Origin of the sequence: Bradyrhizobium betae, assembly GCF_004123905.1 — a bacterium.
GTDB classification, from domain to species: Bacteria; Pseudomonadota; Alphaproteobacteria; order Rhizobiales; family Xanthobacteraceae; genus Bradyrhizobium; species Bradyrhizobium betae_A.
In genome coordinates this window covers 456175-479711 of the sequence record NZ_MZXW01000015.1, presented here as the reverse complement: position 1 = coordinate 479711, position 23537 = coordinate 456175, and the positions used below count along the sequence as shown (strand labels likewise).

5 protein-coding genes are annotated in these 23537 nt (G+C 65.8%); 2 read left to right on the top strand and 3 right to left on the bottom strand.

From position 1 onward, the window contains the following. Position 1: 1 nt before the first annotated feature. Together B5V03_RS09965 and B5V03_RS09960 are read right to left on the bottom strand one after the other, a co-directional pair. Positions 2 to 17683, bottom strand: a complete 17682-nt coding sequence (locus tag B5V03_RS09965; protein ID WP_245502187.1) for a leukotoxin LktA family filamentous adhesin — start codon at positions 17681 to 17683, stop codon at positions 2 to 4. A gap of 78 nt (positions 17684 to 17761) precedes the next feature. After that, complete coding sequence (locus B5V03_RS09960; RefSeq protein WP_129269616.1) at positions 17762 to 18514, bottom strand: hypothetical protein; 753 nt, start codon at positions 18512 to 18514, stop codon at positions 17762 to 17764. 292 nt (positions 18515 to 18806) lie between these two features. Between B5V03_RS09960 and B5V03_RS09955 the strand changes: the two genes are divergently transcribed. Further along, the gene (locus B5V03_RS09955; protein WP_129269614.1) at positions 18807 to 19853 is read left to right on the top strand and encodes an ABC transporter substrate-binding protein; all 1047 of its coding nucleotides are present in this window, start codon (positions 18807 to 18809) and stop codon (positions 19851 to 19853) included. After that, on the top strand, positions 19850 to 22543 hold the full coding sequence (locus B5V03_RS09950; protein WP_129269612.1) for a hybrid sensor histidine kinase/response regulator: 2694 nt from the start codon (positions 19850 to 19852) through the stop codon (positions 22541 to 22543). The genes B5V03_RS09955 and B5V03_RS09950 overlap by 4 nt, the downstream gene beginning before the upstream one ends. Here the strand turns inward: B5V03_RS09950 and B5V03_RS09945 are convergent. Next, positions 22540 to 23457, bottom strand: a complete 918-nt coding sequence (locus tag B5V03_RS09945) for a LysR family transcriptional regulator (protein WP_129269610.1) — start codon at positions 23455 to 23457, stop codon at positions 22540 to 22542. The genes B5V03_RS09950 and B5V03_RS09945 overlap by 4 nt on opposite strands. Between the last annotated feature and the right edge of the window lie 80 nt (positions 23458 to 23537).

The following is a 23537-nucleotide window of genomic DNA, read 5'->3' as shown; positions in this document are numbered from 1 at the left end:
GTTACCATGCCTGTGCGAGACGGCCAACGGCCGGCTTCGCCGTCTCAACAGAAGCGTCCTTCCATCCCGGGCGACCCGCACGCTGCCCGTTGCGGCGCAACTTGCGCATGTCGATCAGTCCCTCGATGTTGACGGCGGGACCGGAGCCGATGGTCTCGACCGGCCGCGGCGTCAGCAGCGCATCCAGCCGGGCCTGACCGGAGAGACCGAGCAGGTAGAACATCCCGCCGTCCTTCTTCGCGAGCCAGGTCTCGATGTTCTCGCGGCTCTCGCCGTCGACCGGGACGTTGCGCACCATGCTGGCCCCGGTGAAGCCGTAGCAGCAGGTGTGGCCCGGCCCGTAATTGGTCACGCTCGCCGAGATGTCGCCGGTGTAGAACACCACATAGGCGTTGCTGACATTGGCGTTGCCGACCTGGGTCATCGTGAACACGCCGCCTGGCTGGTAGAGCTGGAGCGTCGGCCCGTTGGACGGCGCCGGCGTGCGGTTGTTGAGCAGCACCTGCTGGGTCGCCGTGGTCAGCATCAGCTGGCCCGGGACATAGCCGTTCAGGATCGTGACCGCGTGCGCGTCGGTGAAGACGTTCGCGTCCACGACCCTGAACTGGTTGATGATGACGTTGTCCGGGTCGATCGAGATGTTGGCAGACTTCGCGACGCCGCCGTTATAGCCGGTGATGTTCATGATCAGCGGGATCGCCGGGTTCGAGCGAACCTGCTCGCCCTTGACGTTGATCGTGTCAGCCGCGAGGTCGAGCTCCCTCACGACGCTGACCCAGCCGATCGTCAGGTCACCCGATGAAGTCATCTTGACGATGTCGCCGCTGATCCGGTCGAACGAGACCGATCCGGCCACATCGAAATGCGTCTCGCCGTTGGCTGTGATCGATCCGCCGTGGAGCGAGCCGGTGTCAGACTTGACGTTGAGGGCGCCGGCATCGCCCGGGATCCCGGTCGTGGTGAGCTGGCTGAAGACGATGTCATTCACGGCATGCAGGGTCTGCGTGCCGCCGCTGATGGCGGTGCCGAGGGTGATCCCTCCAGCGGTCGCGGTGACGTCGAGCGTGCCGCCCACGTTGAGATTGTCCCAATGAACGACCGTGCCGCTCAAGACTGCGTTGCCGGTCGTGGCCGTGAGGCTGTGACCGGTGTTGGTGCCCGCCGCGATCAGCCTGGCCGAGCCGTGGGCCGAAACCGAGCCCAGCGTCGGCACGCCGCCAGCCATCACCGTCTGCGCCAGGATGAAGCCGTTGTCGGCATTGACGATGATATTGCCGACGTCGCCGTTGATGCCCGTCGCCGTCAGCGCGTTGAAGGTGACATTGTCGTGGGCGTGGATGGTCTGCGTGCCGCCGCTCTGCGCGGTCTGGAAGGTGATGCTGCCCTGGCTCGCGGTCGCGCCCAGCGTCGTCCCGACATTGAGGACGTTCCAGTTGACCGGGCCGGCGGCGGTCAGCAGGCCCGCGCCGGCCGTGGCGGCGAGCGTGTTGCCCGTGATCGTCGTGGCGGCAACGAGGCTCGCCGAGCCGTTGGCCGAAACCGAGCCCTGCGTGGCCACGCCGCCCGACATCACCGTCTGCGCCAGGATGAAGCCGTTGTCCGCGGTGACGTTGATGCTGCCGGCGTCGCCACTGACACCTATCGTCGTCAGCGCGTTAAACGTCACGTTGTCATGGGCGTGGATGGTCTGAGTGCCGCCGCTCTGCGCGGTCTGGAAGGTGATGCTGCCCTGGCTCGCGGTCGCGCCCAGCGTCGTCCCGACATTGAGGACGTTCCAGTTGACCGGGCCGGCGGCGGTCAGCAGGCCCGCGCCGGTCGTGGTGGCGAGCGTGTTGCCGGTGATGGTCATGGCGGCCAGCAGCGTCGCGGAGCCATGGGCCGAGAGCGAGCCCAGCGTGGTCACGCCACCCGAAATCACCGTCTGCGCCAGAATGAAGCCGTTGTCGGCGGTGACGTTGACGTTGCCGACGTCGCCATTGATGCCCGTCGTGCTCAGCGCGTTAAACGTCACGTTGTCATGGGCGTGGATGGTCTGAGTGCCGCCGCTCTGGGCGGTCTGGAACGTGATGCTGCCCTGGCCCGAGGTCGCACCCAGCGTCGTTCCGACATTGAGCGTGTTCCAATTGATCGGGCCGGCGGCGGTCAGCAGGCCCGCGCCGGTCGTGGTGGCGAGCGTGTTGCCGGTGATGGTCATGGCGGCCAGCAGCGTCGCGGAGCCATGGGCCGAGAGCGAGCCCAGCGTGGTCACGCCACCCGAAATCACCGTCTGCGCCAGAATGAAGCCGTTGTCGGCGGTGACGTTGACGTTGCCGACGTCGCCATTGATGCCCGTCGTGCTCAGCGCGTTAAACGTCACGTTGTCATGGGCGTGGATGGTCTGCGTGCCGCCGCTCTGCGCGGTCTGGAACGTGATGCTGCCCTGGCTCGCGGTCGCACCCAGCGTCGTTCCGACATTGAGCGTGTTCCAGTTGATCGGGCCAGCCGCGGTCAGCAGGCCCGCGCCGGTCGTGGTGGCGAGCGTGTTGCCGGTGATGGTCATGGCGGCCAGCAGCGTCGCGGAGCCATGGGCCGAGACCGAGCCCAGCGTGGTCACGCCACCCGAAATCACCGTCTGCGCCAGGATGAAGCCACTGTCGGCGGTGACGTTGATGTTACCGGAATCGCCGCTATTGCCGGTGGTCGCGAGCGAGTTGAACGTCACGTTCTGGGTGGCGTGGACGGTCTGCGAGCCGCTGCTCTCGGCGGTGCCGATGACGATACTGCCGTTGCTCGCGACCGCGCTGAAAGACCCGCTCGCGCCGGTCGCGGTGCCCGCCACCACCTGGTCGAGGGTCAGCCCGCCGGTGCCGATGATGTCCACGCTGCCCTTCACGGCGGACAACAGGGTCGCCTCCGTGTCGGTGAGCGCCTTCAGGTAGATACCGCCGGCGCTCGCGCTGGCCGACAGCCGCGCGGCGTTGACGGTGAACCGGCTCGCCGCACTGCCGATGCCGTTCGACGCGCTCAGCGAAACCTCGGCACCCGCACCGGAGGCCACGAACTTGGTCTGGCCGTCGCCATTGTCGAGGATTGCGCCGAGCGAAGCAACGCCGCCGGCGGTGACGATGACCGAGGGTGCGTTCGACGCCGTCGCATAGGACAGCGAGGAATTCAGCTGGCCGATCGTCGCATCGCCTGTGGTGGTCACAGAGATCAATCCGGCCGCGTTGATGGCCGAATAGGCGCCCATCGACAGCGTCGCGGCGACCAGCGTCACACCGTCGGAGCTACTGGTCGCAACCACCGGCGCCGTGCTCGTGCCGGCTGCGAAGGTCATGCCGCGGTTGGCGAGCAGCTGCATCAGGCCGCCGCTGGTGATGTCGGCATTGATGGCGAGCGCGCCGCGCGCAACGTTCAGCGTCATCGCGCCGCCGGCCGTCAGCGTCCCATTGGCGCCGCTGGTGCCGACCATGAGATCGCCGGTGACGGCGAGGAGGCTGAGGTCGCCGACCGCCGAGCCGGTCACCGCGCCGGAGATGTTCACCTGCAGCGGCTGGAAGGTCGAGCCGTTGAATCCGATGCTGCCGCCGGCGCGCAGGTCGAGGTCGGCGCCGAGGATGTGGATCGCCGAACGGTCCGCGAAGCCGGCTTCGGCGTAGATGCTGCCGGTCGCAGCCAGCTGGATCGCATTGCCGGCGGAGATGTTGCCGAGGATCAGATCGCCGGTGGTCTGCTTCACATAGATGCCCTGCGCCGACGCGACCTGGTCGAGCTGGTCGTTGGACGGGTCGGCGAATGCGATCTGAAGCGCGTTCGAATTGGCCGCGGGATTGCTTCCGGCGGCACCGGGGGCGCCGACATTGCCGTGCTCGGCGATCAGGGTCAGGTTGGCGATATCACCCGAGATCACGGGCCCGCTCACATTGGCGGAGATGCTGTTGACGGCGTCGAGCTTGACGTCGCCGCGGCCGGTCACCGCGATGCCGTTGGCCTGCGCGGCCGAGATCGGGCCGTAATTCGCGGTGACGCCGCCGAGCGCGAGGCTGTTCTTGCTGCCGAGATAGACATTGGTCAGCGCCTTGGCCGAGATCGCGATCGGGTTGTCGACGACGACGAGGTTCTGCTGCGACAGGCTGACCGTATAGGTCGTGACGTGGGTCGTCGGGTCGGTGACCGCGCCGACGGTGAGCTGGCCGGGACCGGCCGTGGCCAGCAATCCCCTCTGCTCCGGCGTCAGCGACGAGGAATCGACGCTGGTGAAGGTGAATGTCTGGGGCGCGGCCGAATTGCCGACCGAACCGCGCGGCGCGTACAGCATGATCTGGTTGGCGCTGACATTGGCCACGACGTTCTCGTCGATCGGCGGCGGTGCCGCGCCGACGGCCGACGACGACACCGTGTAGGCGAGCTGGCTCTGGGTCCACTGCGAACCGGCGGTGATGATGCCGTAGACCCGCTCGGTAGATGCGAGCGTATAGGCGTAATTTGCGTTGTAGGTGTTCAGCGCCGTTTGCAGCGCCGTGTTGCTCGGCATGCGCTGATTGGATGTCGAGACGCCGTCGAACAGCTTCGTGAACAACGTCGTCGACAGCGAGCTGCCGAACACCGTCCCCAGCGGATCGGTGGGAACGGTGCCGAGCAATGTCGTCAACGAGGTCTTCAGCTCATCGGTGGTGATCTTGCCGAGCAGGAACTGGTCCCGCAGGAAGCGCGTCGTGGCCTCGGTCTTCATCTGCGTCGTCGTGACGTTGGCGGGGTCGATGCCGAGCTTGGCCGCCACCTGCGCCCGCAGCACCGTCAGCCCCACCGAGGTCGGGTTGTAGGTGCTGCCGTTCGGGAAGGCGATGTTCTTGAGCTGGAAGTAGTCGTTATAGGCCGACGTCACCATCGACTGGTAGCTGTTGACCGCGTTGGTGGCGGCGTTGCCGCTGAGCAGGTCGAGGCTCGCCCAGACGTCCTGCAGATGCTGGCTCTGCGCCTGGGTCAGACCGACCGCGGCCCGGCCGTTCAGGATGCTGGCCTGGTTACCGTCGGAGCCTGCCGCTTCCAGGAAGACCGGGCCGCCGGTCGACTGGATCGTGCCGAGGCGGAGATCGCCCTTGGACTGGATGATGTAGGTGCCGGTGGCCGAGGCGCTGTCGAGAACGCCGCCATCGACGGCGCCGTTCGCCTGAACCGTCCCCGTCGCCTGGATCACCAGCGGATTGATGTTGGTCAGGGTGGACGCGCCATTGACGACGGCACTCTTCGCGCCGATCGCACCCGAGGTGGAGTTGATCTCGATGTTCTTGCCGATCACCACGGGGTTGGCGACGTTGTAGGCGGACGCCGAGTTGATGTCGCCCGTTGCCGAGAGGAAGACGTTGCCCTGCGGCGTTGCGCCGGCCGAGTTCACCTTCACCTGGTTGATCGACAGCGCGCCGATCGCGGAGATCGCGATGTCGTGGTCGATCGAGCTGGCGGTCAGGCTGCCGCCATAGAGCTGCACCTGGACGGGAGCCTTGGTGGTGCCGAGCGTGCCGATGCCGCCGTCACCCCGAAGCGTTACGCTCGTCCCCGAGATCACCGGGTTGTTGGCATTGGCGCCGACCGTGATGGACGAGTTGGCGCCGGTGGCGGCGAGCGTCGTCGTCCCCTGAAGGTTGTTGATCGACCCGTTGATGACGATACCGGAGGTCGAATTGACCACGACGTCGCTGCTGCTGCCGCCGGTGAACTTGATGTTGATCGGATTCGATGCCTTGACCGTGTTGGTCAGCGTGAGCGTCAGATGATCGTAGATCTGCTGGTACCAGTTGTACTGGGCATCCGCGCCGCAGCAAGCGTTGGAGTGGGTGTTGAGTCCAACGGGGGTCCCGTCCGGGTTCACGCCTCCCGCCCAGTGATAGCTGCCGGTGGCGGTGGTGACCTTCTGGTAGTTGCTGGTCTGCGTGCCCGAAACCAGGCTGGTCGCGCGGGTCCAGTCCTGGCCGGCGGTCTGCGTGAAGCTCCAGCCGTAGTCGAACTGCGTGCTGGTCGGCAGACGATCCAGCGTCGCGGTGTCGACCCACTGATAGAGCATGTTCTCCTTCGTCGCGTACTGGATGCCTGCCGTACCGGTCCTGGCTGCAAGCATCGAAGGGTCGATCGCGTTCGCGGTGACGCTGTTGACCTCGTACCGCGACACCTGCTGGCTGCTCGCAGCCTTGGGATCGTAGACCCACCACGTCGTTTTCCCCTTCAGCTGGTCGACGATCTCGACCACGCTCTGGGCGGTAGCCCCGGTATTGATGGTGTTGGTGACGAGCGCAAGCCCGCTGGTGTTGTTGACCGTGACCGTGCCGGCGCCGCCTTTGATCTCGATGTTGCCCTGGGTCTGGGTGCTGTCGGTCGAGGTCGAGATGATCTTGCCGTTCAGATACACGTAGCCGCCGGCGCCCTGCGCCACGCCATTGAGGATGAGCTGGTCGGTGAGCGCGTTGTACCTGACCCCGATCTTGGCGTCGCCGCTGGCCGACGCCGTCACGGAGCCCGAAATATCATAATAGACGCCGTTCCGTGCGTTGGCCTGGGCCGCGGCAAAGTCCGCGCCATTGTTGCGGTTCTTGAGGCCGTTGCTGCCATTGATGGCATCGTAGGCGGCGGCGCCGATGTCGACCGAGTAATTGCTGCTTGAGCCGGCCTGGATGGTGCCGTTGATGTTGATCACCGACGCCGAGATGATGACCGCCTGGCCGGTGATGGTCCGGGTGTCCGTCGCGGTGGCCGGCGCGTCCGCGGTCTTCGGCGTGATCGCATCCGGCTGGATGTTGATGACCTGGAAGAAGCCCGTGTCGTCGCAGTCTCTCGCACAATTGAACGGCGTCTTGTACGGACCGCTATCGGTGTAAACGTTCCGGCCGTCATAAGTCGTTTTCTTCCACTGCGCGATCACGACATTGTTCGAGGTCAACGACTGCCCCTCGATGATCTTGAGGGTATTGACATCAGGCACGCTGCCGGCATCCGGAGTGCTGGTGTTCCCAGGCGTGCCCCGGCCCATCGGCAGGAAGATGGCCGAATAGAGCGAGAGGCCGTCGTAGTATGTCATCAGCATGCGCGCAGTGAAGATCGTGCTGGCGTCGGCGTTGGCGACCGGTTGATACACGCCGTGGCTGCCGTCGGCGCAGCAATAATAGAAATAGGGGTGATCGGATCCCGAACCGATATGCGGAGCGGTATAGTAGTCGCCGTAGGCGCCGAGATAGGTCGCCGCCGTCATCACCGCCGTCAGCGTGTCCTCCGGCCGGTTTTCGGTGCTGGCCCATTGCGAGGTGACCGCGCTGCCGCTGTCGTAGAAGCTGCCGATGCCGCCGAGGAAGGTGAACGTGCCCTTGGGCACCACGATCTGGACGGTCGCTGCGCTGAGCGACTGCGACGCAACGACGCTGCCGAGATTGTTGATGATCTTGAGCAGGCCGTTCGCGTTGTTAACGGCGCCGTTGAAATAGATGTCGGGCGTGCGGGTCAGCACGTTGCCGTTCTGGTCGATGCCTTGACCGCTGTCAGGATCCAGGCGGTTGTAGGTGGCCGAGACGTCGATGACCGGCGTCGCGCTCGGCATCGCGGTGAAGGTCACATTGGAGTGCGAGTCCGGGTCGACATGGTCGATCTGGCGGTAGGTGATGTTGCCTCCGGTCACATCGGTGACCGTGAGGTTGCCCAGGCTCATGAAGTCGAGGCCCTTGTTCTCGATCTTGATCAGCGGCGAGCTGCGCGCGATGACCGCCGGCGCGGCCGGGTTCGTGCCGCTGTTGCCGGTGAGCTTCTGAGCCAGGATCGAGACGTTGCCGGCGGACACCATGATGTCGCCGAAAGCGAAGGCGTTGCCGGCCGCGTCGGAGGTGAACGGCGCCTGCTTGATCAACGTGTCGATCTGGCGCTGGACGTCGCCGGTCGGATCGGTGCCGGACGGCGACATGCTGGCGGGCGCCGTCGGCGTCGCCGCCGCGAGCTGGGAGCGGACTTGCGCCTCCGTCAGGCCGGTCAGCGACGCCAGCTGGTTGACCACCAGCTGGTAGGGATTGAAGTTGCCGACGACGGTGTACTGGACCGTCTGGTGGTTCCAGCTCATCACCGGACTGAAGTGATTGACGTCGGAGACGGACTCGAGGGTCAGCGCGGAGTAAGGGCTCGTCGTGCTCAGGGTCGGCGTGCTCGCGCCGAGCTCGATCGTGATGGTCACGTCGTTGTTGATGCCCGCAACCACCAGGCCGTTGAGCGCGACATCGCCGGTTCCGCTGGTGTGGCTGTGGTTGTCGCTGTTCTTGGCGCTGAAGATGTCCAGATACGGATTGTAATTGCTGCCGTTGCCGGCCGCCGTGACCTGCCCCTGCGTTGCGCCGAGATAGATGTCGCGCGCGCCGAGGATGCTCGAGGTCGGGGCGAGCGTCAGGCTCGTGGCGTCGTCGGCATTGGCCGTGCCGCGGTAGAGGGCGGAGATCGGAATGGCGGTGTTGTTGTAGACGACCGTCGTCGCCATCGCCTGCACGCTGCTGAAGACGCTGCCGTCGCCGGCGAGGCCCGCATAGATGGTGATGTCGCGCCAGGCCACGATCTTCGCGCCGGCGCCGACATTGACGGACTGGTTGGCATGCACCCAGCTGTTGGTGCTGGCGCCGACGCCGGCAATCGCGCCGTACAGGCTGGCATTGGCGTTGTTCGCCGCCGCCATCTTCGCCGCCGTGCCGATATAGATCTTGCCGGCGCTGAACAGCTCGCGGGCATTGATGTTGACCGCAAGCGTGGCATTCGCCGTCATGTTGGATTCGGCGCCGCCGCCGGCGAAGAAGCTGGCCGTGGCAAGGCTCGCGGTGTCGTTGGTGTTCAGCGTGTTGTAGGCCTCGATATTGATGAACGCCGACGAGGTCCGCGGATCGCCGTTGAGGCTCAGCACCGTGCCGGCGCCGATATTGGTGTTGACGGTCTGGGTGACGTGGGAGTCGCTGAGCGCGGCAGCCCCCGAGAACGAGCCGCCGGAGCCCGAACGTGCGCCGCCGCCGCCCTGGTTGACGATGTCGTTGGCAATGACGACCATGTTGCCGCCCGCCGAATTGATGATCAGGTGCGTTCCGATCTCGGCAGTGGTGGTGGAATCGACGTCGTTCTGCGCCTTGCCGGCCGACACGCCGGCCGTGGACGCCTGATAGGCATCGCCGCTGGCGATATAATTGGTGGTGTGCTTGGCATTGATGCGCAGGCCGCCGAAATAGAGCGTGTCATCCGCCGTGCCGCCGTCGAACCGCGCATTTGTCACGGCCGTCGAGCTGGTGGTGGCGACCGCCGCCGCGCCGGCATAGGTGCCGCCCGCGCCGACCTTCGCGTTGGAAACGTTGGTATCCGTGCCAGTGGCCGTGATCCGGAGGATGCCGGTGTAATTGCCGTGGTTCAGATTATCCATGTCCGCGGGCGCACCCAGATAGGCGTAGGTGTGCGCGCTGGACGAGGTCTGCGCGACGGTGGCGCCGAGCGCCAGGAATCCGGTCGAAAGGCCCGTCGCCTCGGCGTATTGGGCGCTGTCATTTTCGGCCGCGATGGTCACGTCGGCATTGGGCAGCGTAATCCCGGTGCCGCCATAGGCGCTGACCGTCGCGTTCTCCGACGCCTTGGCGTAGCTGCCCTGCGCGCCGATCAGCGATCCACCGCCGCCGGCGAGCGCCTTGGCCCAGGTCGTCGTGCCGCTGGTCGGAACCAGCGCCATGGCGGTCACGGCGAGCGCACCGCCGGAGAAGCTGGCATTGTCGCCGACATCGGCCGTCACCGTGGCACCGACGGTGGACTGGGCGATGGCGACGCCGACCGCGCCGCCGCCGACCGAAACGCCGATCGCCTCGCTCGAAAGATTGGGCGTGATCGAGGCCGACACCAGCGTCCCGATATCGGTCGCGGACGTGGTGATCGAGGCACTGGAGCCGATCTCCGCCAGCACGGACGAATTCTCGTGGGCCTCCGCATCCGCGCCGACACCCGCGACGATGCCGCCGCCGAGTGCCGTTGACGTCGTCGTCAACGTGCCAGCTCCGCTTGCCCCGACCGCCAGCTTCAAGACGTTGATGGTGGAGCCATTCAGAACCCTGGCTGCGACCGAGCTCGTCCGGCTCGCCGTTGCGACCGAAGCGCCGACGGCCACGGCACCGCCGGTGACGCCGCCGGTGAAGACCACCTGGGTCGTCGAATCCAGCGCCATGACGGCAGCGCCGTTGCCGCCGGTGCCGGTGATCTGGCCGCCGAGCAGCGCCGTCACGGTGTTGGCGACATTGCCGACCGCCACGGCGGCCTGGGCGCCGAAGTAAAGTGCCGCTCCGCCGGCGATCGCCTCGGTGTCGATGGTCTTGCCGGCATAAGGTCCGGTGGTGGCGTCCTTGACGACCGCGGCAACGGCGACTGACGGCGCCGAGACGGCCAGAGGCGTGTTTGCGGCCATCAGCACGCCGGAGCCGTTGCGTCCGTAGTCGCTCACATTGGCGAGCACGGTGCTGTTGACGCTGGTGTAGCCGATGCCGGCGCCGATGCCGACGTTCTTCGCAAAGCCCGCGCCGAGCAGATACATCTTCGCCGCATTGGCGCTGGTGGCCGCGACATTGACCTCCGTGCCGGTGACGTGGCCGCCCGCGATCTGCGCGACGACGACGTCGTTGCCGCCGCTCAGCACATTGCTCACGTCGTAGGTCGAGCTGATATTGGCGCTGTACGGATTGCCGGCCGTGCCGCTCGCGACGGCATTGCTGCCGTGCGTGTTGCTGGTGCCGTTGTTAACGGACGCGATGGTGCCGTTGCCGTTCTGATTGAGCTGGCCGGTCTGCTGGCCCTGGGTGTCGGCATCGGCGGTGTTGGTGCCGATGATGATGACACCGACGGTCGCACCGATGCCGACGCTGCCGCCGATGCCGGCGGTGACCGCGTAGGACAGCACCTCCTTGGTGCTCAGCGCATTGACGTCGATGGCGCCAAGGGAGTTCAGATTGCTGTTCCAGCTCTCGGCAATGGTCCGGCTCTTGAACACGATGACGTTGGCGGCGGCGCCGACGCCGACCCCTGCCCCGCTGGCGCCGACCGCGAGCGCGCCCGCGATCTCCTTGATCGCCACGTCCTCGTTGGCGTTGATCGTCACCGCACCGGCCGCACCGCCGGTCACCCCTTGCAGCGTGGTGTCGTAGACGCCGGCGATGGTGGTGTTGTTGGCGATCTCGATGTTGGCCATGCCGGCGATCGCGGCCGTGCCGGTCGAGAGCGCGCCGCCGATCGCATAGGCCTCGAACCGGTTCTTGGTCTTGGCCTCGACGTCGAGCGCGCCGCTCAGGTTCAGCGCGGTCGTGTGCGCCGCGCCATTGCCCTGATAGTGGAACTCGTCGCCGACATAGGCCAGCGTCCGGTTCGAGGAGACCTGGACCAGGAACGCCGCGCCGATCGCGGCCTGGCTGCCATAGGCGCCGGAGCCGTTCGCGGAAAAGATGCCGGTGTTGTTGGTGGCGTTCACCGTCAGTGACGCGGCCGTCAGCGCGCCGCCGTCGACATAGGCTTCCGTCGTTGCCTGGAAGACGTTCAGACCGACCGAGCCGCTGTTGAATCCGACGGCGATCGACGAGGCATCCTGCTCGGCATTGGCCTTCACTGTGACGGCGCCGACCGTCGCGCTCGACGACTGGACGCCGCCGACCGTGGCATTGGTGATGGTGGCGAAGGTCTCGCGCGACATCGTCGTCGAGATGATCGTCGCGCCGCCGCCAGCGCCGCCGCTGCCGGTCCCGACGATGCCCAGGCCGAACGCGCCGGAATAGGAGAAGCTCGACGCGGCGACCTCGATCTGCGGCGCCAGCGTCGTGGAGGTCAGGCGCGTGTCGATGGCCGCGCCGTCGATATAGGCCCTGGTCGCTCCGCTCATCACATTGGTGATCGGGTTGATCATGATGGCGATGCTGGAGCTCGCGGCGAGCGAGGCGACGTTGGTCACGACGGCCTGGTGCGAGCTCGCCACCACCGCAAGGCCGCGCAAGGTGTCCTGGTTCTCGGTGAGATCAGGCGTGGCGTCGCTCGGCCTTTGAGCGGTGCCGAGATCGAAAGCATGAACGAGCGACCCGTTGTTGACCGACAGCGTATCGGTGGTGCTGGTGCCGAGCGCGTCGACCTTGGTGTTCGCTCCGCTGATATAGGCCGCCGTCGTCCCGGTGATCTGGTTGGCGACCAGCGAGCCGGCGATGCCGGCAGCGCCCTTGCTGATGGACAGGGCACCGGCGAACACCGCCGCCTTGTCGTTGTTGCCGGCGATCACGCCGACATTGTTGGCGGCGGTGACGTCGGCGCCGTTGATACCGTTGGTGCCGGCGGCCGTGATGCTGGCGGTGACGTTGGTCCCCATCAGATTGGTGGCGACGGAGCCGGCGAACCCGACCTGGGAGGACATCGCGACACCGACGGCGACGGTCGAGATGCTGGCGTTCGAGTTCGCGCCGACGGCGACGTTGCCCGATGCGGTCAGCTTGGAGCCAGTCACGTTGGCGCTGACGTTGTTGGCGATGCTGCTGTAGACGAGCGCAAGACCAGCGGCGCTGCCCTGCGTCGAAGCGCCCGCGACGGCGGCGGTTCCGGTGATGCTGGAATTATCGGTCGCGTTGACGGAAATGTTTTTGGCCGTGACGCTCGATTGCGTCGCGCTGGACTGGCCGTTGCCGATGGCCGCTGAGACCGTGTTGGCGATCGAGCTGATCGTCGTGCCGCCGACGCCCGCGAACTGTCCGGTCGCAAGACCGAAGCCGATCGTGACCGCCTGGATCTTCGAGGAGTCGACCGCACTTACGCTGACACTGCCGTTGCTGCCAGCCGTCATCAGGACGTTGGCAATAAAGGCCGAATGCGTGGTTGCGATGGTGTTGTAGACGATCGAGGCGCCGACATTGTTCTTGCCGGCCTGGATCAGGCCCGCAACGGAGACGATGCTGGCGCCCGGACCGTTACCGGTGCCGCCGTTGAGCGCGGCCGCGCCGAAGTCGATGCAGTTCTGCCCGCCCGTGCCGCCGGCGACCGTGCAGGTGTCGGAGGCGAGATGATTGTTGTTCGACTTCTTGACGAGGTTGCCGAGCGCCGTATCCAGCGCCGACACGGCGCCGCTGTCCGCCAGCACCGTCACGCGTCCAACGTTGATGTTCACCGTCGAGCCGCTGTTGATGTAGGCCGTCGTGGTGGGCGTGATCTCGCTGACGACGATCGCGCCGGCAAGTCCGTTGGACCCCGCCCCGCCCGAGGCGGCACCGGCAGCAATCACGCTGGCGCTGTCGGCCATCACCAGCAGGGTGTCATAGTTCGAGATCGACGTACTGCGGATATGCGCGTCGGTCGCGTTGCCGCCCGTGGGATCGGCGATCGACGCATAGGTGAGCCCGATGCCGACGCCGGCCTGACCGCCCGATATGTAGAGCGAGCCGCCGCCGATCGCGATGTTCGTGGTCTGGTAGGCGTCGACCTCGAGCGCGCGATTGACGCCGGTCGCCTGACCCGTGATCGTCGAGCTCTCGATATAGGCGTTGGCGCTGTCCGTGATGATGCCGACCGAGGCCGACAGCGAAGCCGCATTCGATTTCGATCCCGCCACGCCGAGGGCGACGACGGTCTCCGAGCCGCCATTGAGCGCCTGCACCGTCACTGAACTCTGATTGTTCAGGGTGGTGCCGGAGACATAGGCGAGCGTCGCATTGTTGGACATCGCCGCGGCGATGGCGCCGCCGATCGCGGCCCCCTGGGCGGATGCCCCGGCCAGATTGAGCGCCGCGGAGCCGGACCCGTTGTTGAGCATGGTGTCGTTGAGCGCCTGGACGATCGTATTGGTCACCACGGTGCCGGTCGTGGTGAACTTGTTGACCGTCGTGTTCTTGATATAGGCGCTGGTGCCGAGCGAGACGTCGCTCACCGACGAGCTGCCGGCGAGATCAATGCTGAGGCCTTCGGTGCTCGATCCCGAGCTCGAGCCGATCTTGCTCGCGGCCGTCGTCACGCCGGCCGTCCCTCCGGTCGCGCCGGCGCCGGCCGCGCCCGCCTTGTCGGAGAAGCTGGATGCCTGCGGCTCGGAGATCGACGCCGCGACCGCGGCCGCCGTGATGCGCCCCGAGGTCGTGGCGCTGATCGTGAGATTGTCGACATTGACGGCTCCGCTGCCGCCACTGTTGCCGGCAAACGGATCGTCGGCGCTGAACGGGCCGGGCCGGATGTCGGAATGGTTGTCGCCGATATAGGCGGCGGTGTCGGCATTTGCGCCGAGATAGGCGACCGCCAACCCGACCGCCGAACCGCCGCTGGTGTTCCTGCTCATCGCGCCGGCCAGTGTCACGACCGACAGATCCTGCTGCGCCAGGATGCCGACGGTCGGGGCATAGACGGTGGCCTGGCTCGAGATCGAGGCATGCGTCGTGTTGTTCAGGAAGCCGAGCGAGGTGATGCCGTTGAGCGCCAGCGCGCCGGCGGCCTTGCCGGAGGTCGGCGCAACGGCGACGAACTGGTCGGAGGTGATGGCATTGACCGCGATGTCGTCCGCCGCCCGGAGCGTCGCACGGTCCGAAACGCCGGCAATGGTGTTGGTGTTGAACTGGACGAGGTTGAGCGCGCCGCCGACCGACGATCCGCCCGACGTGTTACCCGTTAGGAAGCCGAGCGTGCCGACATTGCCGGCCGCGTCGATCGACGCCGTGGTCGTGGTCGCCGCGACCTGAATGCTGGCGTCGTAGGTGTGGACGTCGCCATTGTCCATGCCGACCGACCAGCCGGTGCCGCTGCCGCAGGCCGCGGCCGCGCAGGTCGCCGTCAGACTCGCGCTGCCGGCAACCCATGCGGTCGTGTTGTTGTTCACGACGAAATGGTTCAGCGAACCGGCGATGCCGATCGTGTCGCCGGCGTCCGCCGTGGCGTTGGCGTAGCTGGTCAGGATGTTGCCGCCGACGCCGAGATTGCCGTTGAGATGGCTCAGCACCGCACCCAGCCCGTCCCATTTCAACCAGGTGTTGGTGATCGGCAATTCGGTGGTGGCATCCACGGCGATGTTCGCCGCGTTGATCAGCGTGCCGCCGCCGACATAGGCGTTCGAATTGTGGGTGAAATTGCCCCAGGCGACGGCCGCGCTGATCGCGGTGCTCTCGCCGGACACCGGGTCCTTGGTGATTGCGCTGGACGTCGCATTGCTGCGAACGCCGCGATCGATGACATTGCTGGCAACGGCAACGTTACCGCTGGCATAGATGCTCGGCGCGCCGCCGCTCGGATTCTGCGCGATCGCAGCGGTCGCGCTCTGGGTGCTGTTGGCCAGCGACAGCGCGCCTGCGACCTTGAAATCGAAGTTCAGCGGCACCAGCGATCCCATGTGGTCCCTGATGATCGACGTCGGCGAGGTGACGGCGCGCAGCCCTCGTTCGATCGCCGCGACCAGCGCCGGCAGGCCGGCGATGGACGACGCCATCGTCGAATTGCTCGTGGTGTCGGACGTCGCTTCGACCAGGACGGAGCCGTTCATCCGGTTGGCGGCACTGGTTCCGAGCGATGCGCCGAGCGTCGCGGTCACGGACGTCGTGATATCGCTGATGGCCAACGCCCCGCCGACGGCGCCGCTCGCACCCGTCCCGGGCGCCGCGACCGACGTTGCGCTGGTCGAGAACGAGTTGTTGTTGATCGCGCGCACTTTCAGCGTGCTGCCGCTCGTATTCACCAGGCCCGCCGCAATATGCGCGCCGGTCTCGACATTGGCGGTCGTCGTCACCGATCCCTTGGAATAGGCCACCGTCGGGACGATCTGCGCGCTCGTCGATGCCGCGAGGGCAGAGACGGCGATGGTCGCATCGTTGAGCGCCTTGATCTCGAGGTTGCCGCCCGCGTTGATCGTCGCGCCCGAGGCGACGTTGGTCGTGACGCTGCCGTCGATCTTGCCGACGACCACACCGGCCGCAACCGGCGTGAGGCTGCCGAGCAAGGTGGACGCGACCGCCGGATCCGACGCGGTCTCCGTGGCATGCGCGGAAATGGTGACATCGCCGCGGCCGTTGATGTCGGCATGGCTGTTGATGTTGATGGTCGCCGTGGCGCTTGCCGCGACATAACCGCCATTGAGCCCGAGCAGCGAGGCGGCAAGCGTCGAGCCGACCAGCGCGAAATCACCGGCCGCGGAACCGTTCAGGAAACTCGACACGGCCGTCGAGGTCGCGGTGATCGAGATGGTGCCGCCTGTGATCTTGCCGTCGACCGTGATCGACGTCGCGGCGGTGGCCTGGCCGGCCAGCTTGATGTCGCTCGCCGTCGCCCTCAGTGTCACATTGCCGTCGGCGTAGCTGGTTCCGCCGAAATTGACCGACTGGGCCAGGATCTGCGCACCATTCATGATCTCGATGTTCGGCGCGTCGATGATGACGTTGTTGGCATTGCCGGTCGAATGGCCGGAGCCATCGAGACGGCGAGCATCGATCATCGCATGCGCGGCAAGCGTGATGGAATGATCTGCCTGGATGAGGTAGTCGGCACCGGCGCTGAGCCCGGCGAGCGCATTCACGATCGAGCTGTTCGACAGCGTCACGCCGGTGTCGCCCAAGGCAGCATCGCCGACGACCACGTCGGTCGGGTCGATCAGCAGCGTGCCGGCCTTGCCATTGTCGGCGCTGAGGTTGACCTTGACGCCTCGGCCGATGTCGATGATCCCGTTCGCGCTGAAATCGACGAGACCGGCATTGCCCGCCTTCGCGCTGGCGTCGAACTTGGCTCCGCCCGCGACCGTCAGGTTCTGCGCCGCCTTCAGGCGGATCTCGCCGGCATTGCCGTTTGCGCTTGCGATGTTGAGACTGGCTCTCTTGCCGACATCGATGTTGTTGCCGGCCTGCACCGTGATGTTGCTCGGCGTCGCAGTCTTGCTCTGCGCCGTCAGGCGTCCGTTCACCCTGGCATTGTTGACCGCGCCGATATGGATCGAGCCGTTGCTGACGGTGATGGCGCTGGCGCTGCGCAGGCCCTTGGAGTTGACGGAGGCGGCGAACTTCGCGGCGTGATCGAGATTGGCGATGTCGCGCTGGGTGGCGCCACCGACAAAGACGTTCTGCCCGGTCAGGCGCACGCCATCGATGGCGTTGACCCGGCCGTAGATACGGATGTTGCCATCAGGCGAGACCGGGAACGAGCCCGCCATCAAATTGCCGACCGCCGTGCCGTTGATCGCCCCTCCCGGGCCGATCAGGCTGTCGGTGAACTCGCGCGTCGGCGTCGAGACATTGAGGCTGCCGACGTTCACCGTACCGGAGCGGCCGACGACAAACCCCTTGGGGTCGGCGAAATAGACGTTACCGCCGATCGCACCGTTCATGTAGGAGTTCAGCGTGCCGTTGACGTAGACCGGCGCGTCGCGAACGATGTTGACGAGGTTTTGCGTCCCCGTCGGCAGCTGCAGATTGACGGTGTTGCCCTGCCCGACGCTGAACTGCGAGAACGAGTTGAAGGCGTTGTTGCCCGAGACCGTCGACGTCGTGACGTTGGTCACGCTGCCGGAGGTCTGCAGGCTGGTGCCGGTGCGTCCGTCCGGCGTGATCACGTTCGCCGTCTGCGCCTGCAGGCGGACGCTGAACACCGGCAGGAAGACCATCTGCAACGCGCAGAGCAGTGACATCGAACGGAAGCGCGCAAGCCCCGGCAGCGTCAGCTCGTTATTATCTCGCGTCGCAGACGGTCCGCGCATTTCAGATCCTCTTCATCGGCATTGGCGCCGATCCACAACCGGGTGGGAGAATGTCGTGTATCTTGGAGCCGTCCGGCATCAGAACTGGCCGGGGGGCAGCTTGAAGATGTCGGGGCTCTTGGCGTCGGCCACGTAGAACAGCAGCAGGCTGGTCGGCGTCAGCACACGCTGGTTGTTCTCCTTGTTCTCGAACGTGCCCTGGAGCAGCAGGATCACCGAGCGATCCTTGGCATCGCTGCCGCGGAACATCACGATGCCGCCGGCGACGGGCATGTTGACCGCGATGGAGTCGGGCTTGAAGCCCTCGCCCATGAAATGGGCGCGCAGGATATTGGCGTTGGAGAACAGCTTCTCCGGCGTCATCGCCGTGTCGGTCGCCTTCGACCAGACCGCGCCGATCTGGATCAGCGACTTGGACTTGTAGCCGAACACGTAGGAGAGCTCGGCGGTGCCGCCGTTCGGCAGCAGTTCGGGAACGGAGAGCAGCAGGCTGTGCGTCAGTTCGGATGCGTTGTCCTGCGCCCTGATCGCATCGGGCTTGGCGTTGAAGTCCTTGATCATCGCCGCGCGGACGTCGGCCTCGCTCATGCCGAACTTGGCAGCGCGGAAACCATCGATCGCCTTGGCGGTCTTGTCGTCCGCACCGGCGGTCGACGTCTCGGTCGCAGCAGCGACTGGCGCACCGGCGGCGGCAGGTGCCGCACCGGCAGCAACGGCCCTGGGTGCAGGCGCAGCCTTTTGTTTCGGAACGGCGCTCTGAGCCGCAAGCGGCCCGGCTGCAACGGATGTGAGGAGGCCGACGAGAGCCGGCACGAGATAGATTCTGTGCATCGAAAACCTTCGAAAAAATTCTGAAACAATGCTTCAAAAAACGACAGCTACGAACTCGACGTCTCCGAGCCGTCATCGCAACCGAGACGGAATTGCTGCAATGCCACAAGGCGTTACAAAGCATCACGGAGCAGACAAGGATCGAAACAGCGACTCTTTGGCGGCGTAGGAATACGGTATCGGACTGCCGAATGCTGCGAATGAACATTCATAAGCGCATTTTTTCATCAATTGTGGTCGTCAGCCTTTCGCGTTATGCACACGCTCAGGGACAACTTTTGCGAAACATTTCATGATCCAGCGGACCGCTCCTGCCCGCGCTGTGCCGGCGGTTGACCGCCGCGATTTCCTTCGGCTTGCGGGCGCAACCGCTGCGGGATGGATTGCGGTTGGCGCAACGTCGGATCGCATGAAGATCGTCGCCTCGCTGACGAGCTTGTCGCTCGACGACGAGCTGACCAGACGAAACATGTCCGACGGCAACGCCAACTCTCGCCTCGGCGGACTCATCGCGGGCCTGAAGCAGCGAGGCTGGGTCGAAGGGGTCAATTACCGCTTCGAGATCCGTTCGACGTTCGGCGGAGCAGACAAGTTCAAGACTGCGGTGAAGGAGCTCATCGAGCTCAAGCCGGACGTCATCCTGACCGGCTCGACAGTCGAAACCGCGGCCGTCATGGCCGCCACCACGACGATCCCGATCATCTTCGCGACGGCAAACGACCCGGTCGGCAACGGCTTCGTCGAAAGCCTCGCCCATCCCGGCGGCAACGTCACCGGCTTCACCAGCAGCACTGCCGAGATGGGCGGCAAATGGCTTCAGCTGATCCGGGAAGCCGTGCCTGACATCGCGCGTGTCGGCGTCCTGTTCAATCCGGCGACCACGCCCCGTGCCGGGCGCTACTTCCTCGACTCCGTCGAGCAGGAGGCCGCTTCATCCGGACTTGCCGTGATCCTCGCCCCCGTCAGCGCACCCGCGGACATCGACGGAGCTATCAGCCGCTTTGCCGAGCAGCCGAAGGCGGCGATGATCTCGCTGGTCGACAGCTTTCTGGTGATCAACCGGAAAGCGATCATCGAGGCGACCGCGAGGTATCGCGTCCCCATGATCTATCCGTTTCACTATTTCATGGATGCCGGCGGGCTGATGAGTTACGGGCCGACGCTCGAAGTGCGCTCGTCCGACTATGTCGATCTCATCCTGCGCGGCACCAAGGCCGGCGATCTGCCGGTGCAGTCACCGCGGAAATACGAGCTGCTGATCAACCGTACGGTGGCCCGCTCGCTCGGATTGACCATTCCATTCACGCTGCTCGCACGCGCCGACGAGATCCGCGAGTGAACGAAGAGGTCGACCAGGGACATTTGCGGACGCCTCCCGGCCGGCTGTTTCGCAAATATCTCTACTCGATCGTCGCGCTGGCCTTTGCCGCGCTCGCCATCAACACCGGCTTCGACGTCTGGTTCTCATACCGCGAGCAGAAGCAGCTTCTCGCAGCGACCCAGCGCGAGCAGGCAGCAAGTGCGGCCATCCAGATCGGCCAGTTCATCGGCCAGATCGAAAACCAGATCAGATGGCTCTCGCGCCTGCCTCCGGAGCTGTCGACCAACGAAGACGACCGTCTCAACGCCATCCGCCTGCTGCGCCTTTCGCCCGCGATCGCGGAAATTACCGAGCTCGACGCGCAGGGCCGCGAGCAGGTGCGCGTGTCGCGCCGCGTCGCGGACAGGGTCGGCAGCAAGGTCGATCTCTCCGCTTCGCCGGCTTTTCGCGGGGCCAATGAAGGCCGAGCCTATTACGGTCCGGTCTACTTTTTCGGCGACACCGAGCCGTTCATGACGCTCGCCACGCGCGGGATCGGTCGCGAGCCCAACGTGATCGTCGCCGACGTCAACCTGCGCTTCATCTGGGACCTCGTCGCCGGAATCAGGGTCGGCAACACCGGCAAGGCCTATGTGGTCGACCGCATGGGGCTGTTGATCGCGCATCCCGATTTGTGGCCGGCGCTGCGCCGCAGCGACCTCTCCGGACATGCGGACGTGCGTGCGGCGCTCGATGGCGTCGGTCCGCCCTCGGGGGGCCTGGTCAAGGAGGATATGTCCGGTCAACGCGTGCTGTCGACCTATGCGACGGTGCCCTCGCTCGGCTGGCTGGTGTTCGTCGAGCTTCCGCTCACCGAAGCCTACGCACCGATCTACGCCTCGATCGGCCGCTCGACGTTTCTCCTGGTCGCCCTGCTGGTCTGCGCGGTGTTGGTGTCCCTCTGGCTCAGCCGGCGCATGACGGTGCCGATCCAGATCCTGACGCAGGGCGCGCGGCGGATCGGCAGCGGCGATCTCGGGCTGAGGCTCGCGATCAAGACCGGCGACGAGCTGGAGGCGCTCGGCGATCAGTTCAACCGGATGGCCGCTCATTTGCGCGACTCCTATGCGACGCTCGAGCGCAAGGTGATCGAGCGAACCTCCGAGCTCGAGAAGACGCGCGATCACGCCCTTGCCGAACACGACGCGGCCGAGCGCGCACGCAGCATCGCCGTGCAGGCCAACGAAACAAAATCGCGCTTCCTCGCCGTCGTCAGCCACGAGCTGCGCACGCCGCTGAACGGCGTCATGGGCGTGCTGCAATTGCTCGACGACGGCAGCCTCGGCGAGGCGCAGCGCCGCCACCTCGCGACCGCCGCAGCATCAGGCGAAACACTGATCGCGCTGGTCGATGCCATCCTGGAATATGCGCGGCTGGAGGCCAGCACCGAAACGTTGGAGACGCGCGACTTCCGTCTCGACCAGCTGATCGAGACCGCCGCCGACCTGATGCGCCCGCAGGCCTTTGGCAAGGGACTGACGTTCGACCTCGCCTGCGATACGACGGTCAACGCCTCCGTGCACGGCGATCCCGTCAGGCTCAACCGCATCTTGCTCAATCTGATCGGCAATGCGATCAAGTTCACCCCACGCGGCGGGATCAGCTTGAATGCGGCGGCCGAGCGGCGCGACAATCACGTCCTGCTGCACATCACCGTTCGCGACACCGGCATCGGCATCGCGCCCGACATGCATGAACGCATTTTCGAGGATTTCGTCCAGGCCGACGACAGCATCGCGCGGCGGTTCGGCGGCACCGGCCTTGGATTGGCGATCGCGCGACGCCTCACCCGCTTGATGTACGGTGAGCTGACCGTGGAGAGCACGCCTGGCGCGGGCAGCATTTTCACGCTCCAAGTGCCGCTCGGCCGCGCAGCAAGCGGTGTCGCGCCAGGCGCGATCCCGCCACCGTCGCGGCAACTCCGCGTGCTGCTGGTGGACGACGATCCCGTCAATTGCGAGGTCGGCGAAGCGATCCTGAACCGGCTCGGTCACCACCCCACCATCGCCAGGAACGGCGCATCGGCTGTCGCGTTTGCCCGCGATCAGGCGTTCGACATCATCTTGATGGATCTGCACATGCCCGACATGGACGGTGTCGAGGCAGCATCGCGGATCGGCAAGCTCGGCCTGCCAAGGATGCCGCGCATCATCGCCGTCACTGCGGACATGTCGAGCAGCGCGCGCGAGCGGCTCGCCGGCGCAGGCATCGCCAAGATCGTCAGCAAGCCGATCCTGATCAATGCTTTGCGCGAGGCGATCGAGGACGATCCGGAAGTCGAGCCGGCCGCAGCGCAGCTCGCCGCAGGCGCGTTGATCGACCGGCATTTCCTCGACGACCAGAAAGAGCTGCTGGGCGCGACGCAAATCGCAAAGCTGCATCACTTGCTGGAGGAGACCAGCGAAAAGCTGATCGCGGACATCACCAAAGCGGCAGCGATCGGCGATTACAAGCAGCTCGCGCGATTCGCGCATCAGCTCGGCAGCGCGGTGAGCGCGCTCGGCCTCGTGCGGCTGTTCGAGCGCTGCCGCGAGGTCGAGCTGGCGGCGGCCTCGATGTCACCGCCCGAATGCCAGGAGGCCGCGCGCGAACTCGCCGCGCTTCGAGATGCCTCGATGAGCGCGCTGAACGATCTGCTCACACCGGCCGGACGACGTTCAGTCAGCTAGCTGCTCCGGGCTTGCGCACCCGCCTCCTCCTCCCGCCCAAACCGCTCCACCAGAAAATCGATGAACAGCCGCACCTTCACCGACAAATGCCGCGTCGGCGGATAGACCGCATAGAGCGCGAGCGGCGGCGCGGAATAGTTGTCCAGCACCGTCCGCAGCTCGCCTTTCCGCAGGGCGTCGGCCGCGATGAACTCGGGGAGCAGCGCCAGTCCCCTGCCCTTGATCGCGACGTCGCGCAGCACTTCGGCGTTGTTGACGCAGAGCGACCAGGCCGGCTGGATCCAGTGATCACCGTCGGCACCGGTGAGCTTCCACTGATTGCCGGTAAGCAGGAAGCCGTAGGTCAGCGACGCATGCTCGCGCAGATCCTGCGGATGTTTTGGGGTGCCGTGACGCGCCAGGTAGTCGGGCGAAGCGCAGATCATGCGCGCCACCGGCATGATTTTTCGCGCAATCAGGCTAGAGGATTCCAGTTCCGCGATCCGCAGCGTCACGTCGAAGCCGTCCTGCACGGGGTCGAGCAGGTCGTCGCTGAGCACGATCTGGAGCTGAAGCTCGGGATAGCGCCCCATGAACTCGGCGAGCACGGGCCCGAGCCGCATGGTGCCGAACGACATCGGCGCGTTGACGCGCAACAACCCGCGCGGCGCCGACTGGGCTTGCGTCACCGCCTGGTCGGCAGCTTCGATCTCCGAGAGGATCACGACCGCGCGCTCGAAATAGCGCTGGCCGTTCTCGGTCGGGCTGGCGTGGCGGGTGGTCCGGTTCAGGAGCTGAACGCCAAGGCTCTCCTCGAGGTCGGCGATGTATTTGCTGATCGCCGAGCGCGACAGCCGCAATTGCCGGCCCGCCTCGGCGAAACTGCCGCTTTCGACCACTTTGACGAAGGCCCGGAGGCTGGCGACCTTATCCAAGGGCCAGCTCCGGCGATTGTTTCCAAATCGTAGACATATCCGTCATATTTGCATGGATTGTCTCCAATCCAAAGCGGAAC

What these genes read in the sequence shown, in the direction of transcription:
- B5V03_RS09960 (WP_129269616.1), bottom strand. Translation starts at nt 18,514, where the DNA reads ATGCACAGAATCTATCTCGTGCCGGCTCTCGTCGGCCTCCTCACATCC.
- B5V03_RS09965 (WP_245502187.1), bottom strand. Translation starts at nt 17,683, where the DNA reads ATGCGCGGACCGTCTGCGACGCGAGATAATAACGAGCTGACGCTGCCG.
- B5V03_RS09955 (WP_129269614.1), top strand. Translation starts at nt 18,807, where the DNA reads ATGATCCAGCGGACCGCTCCTGCCCGCGCTGTGCCGGCGGTTGACCGC.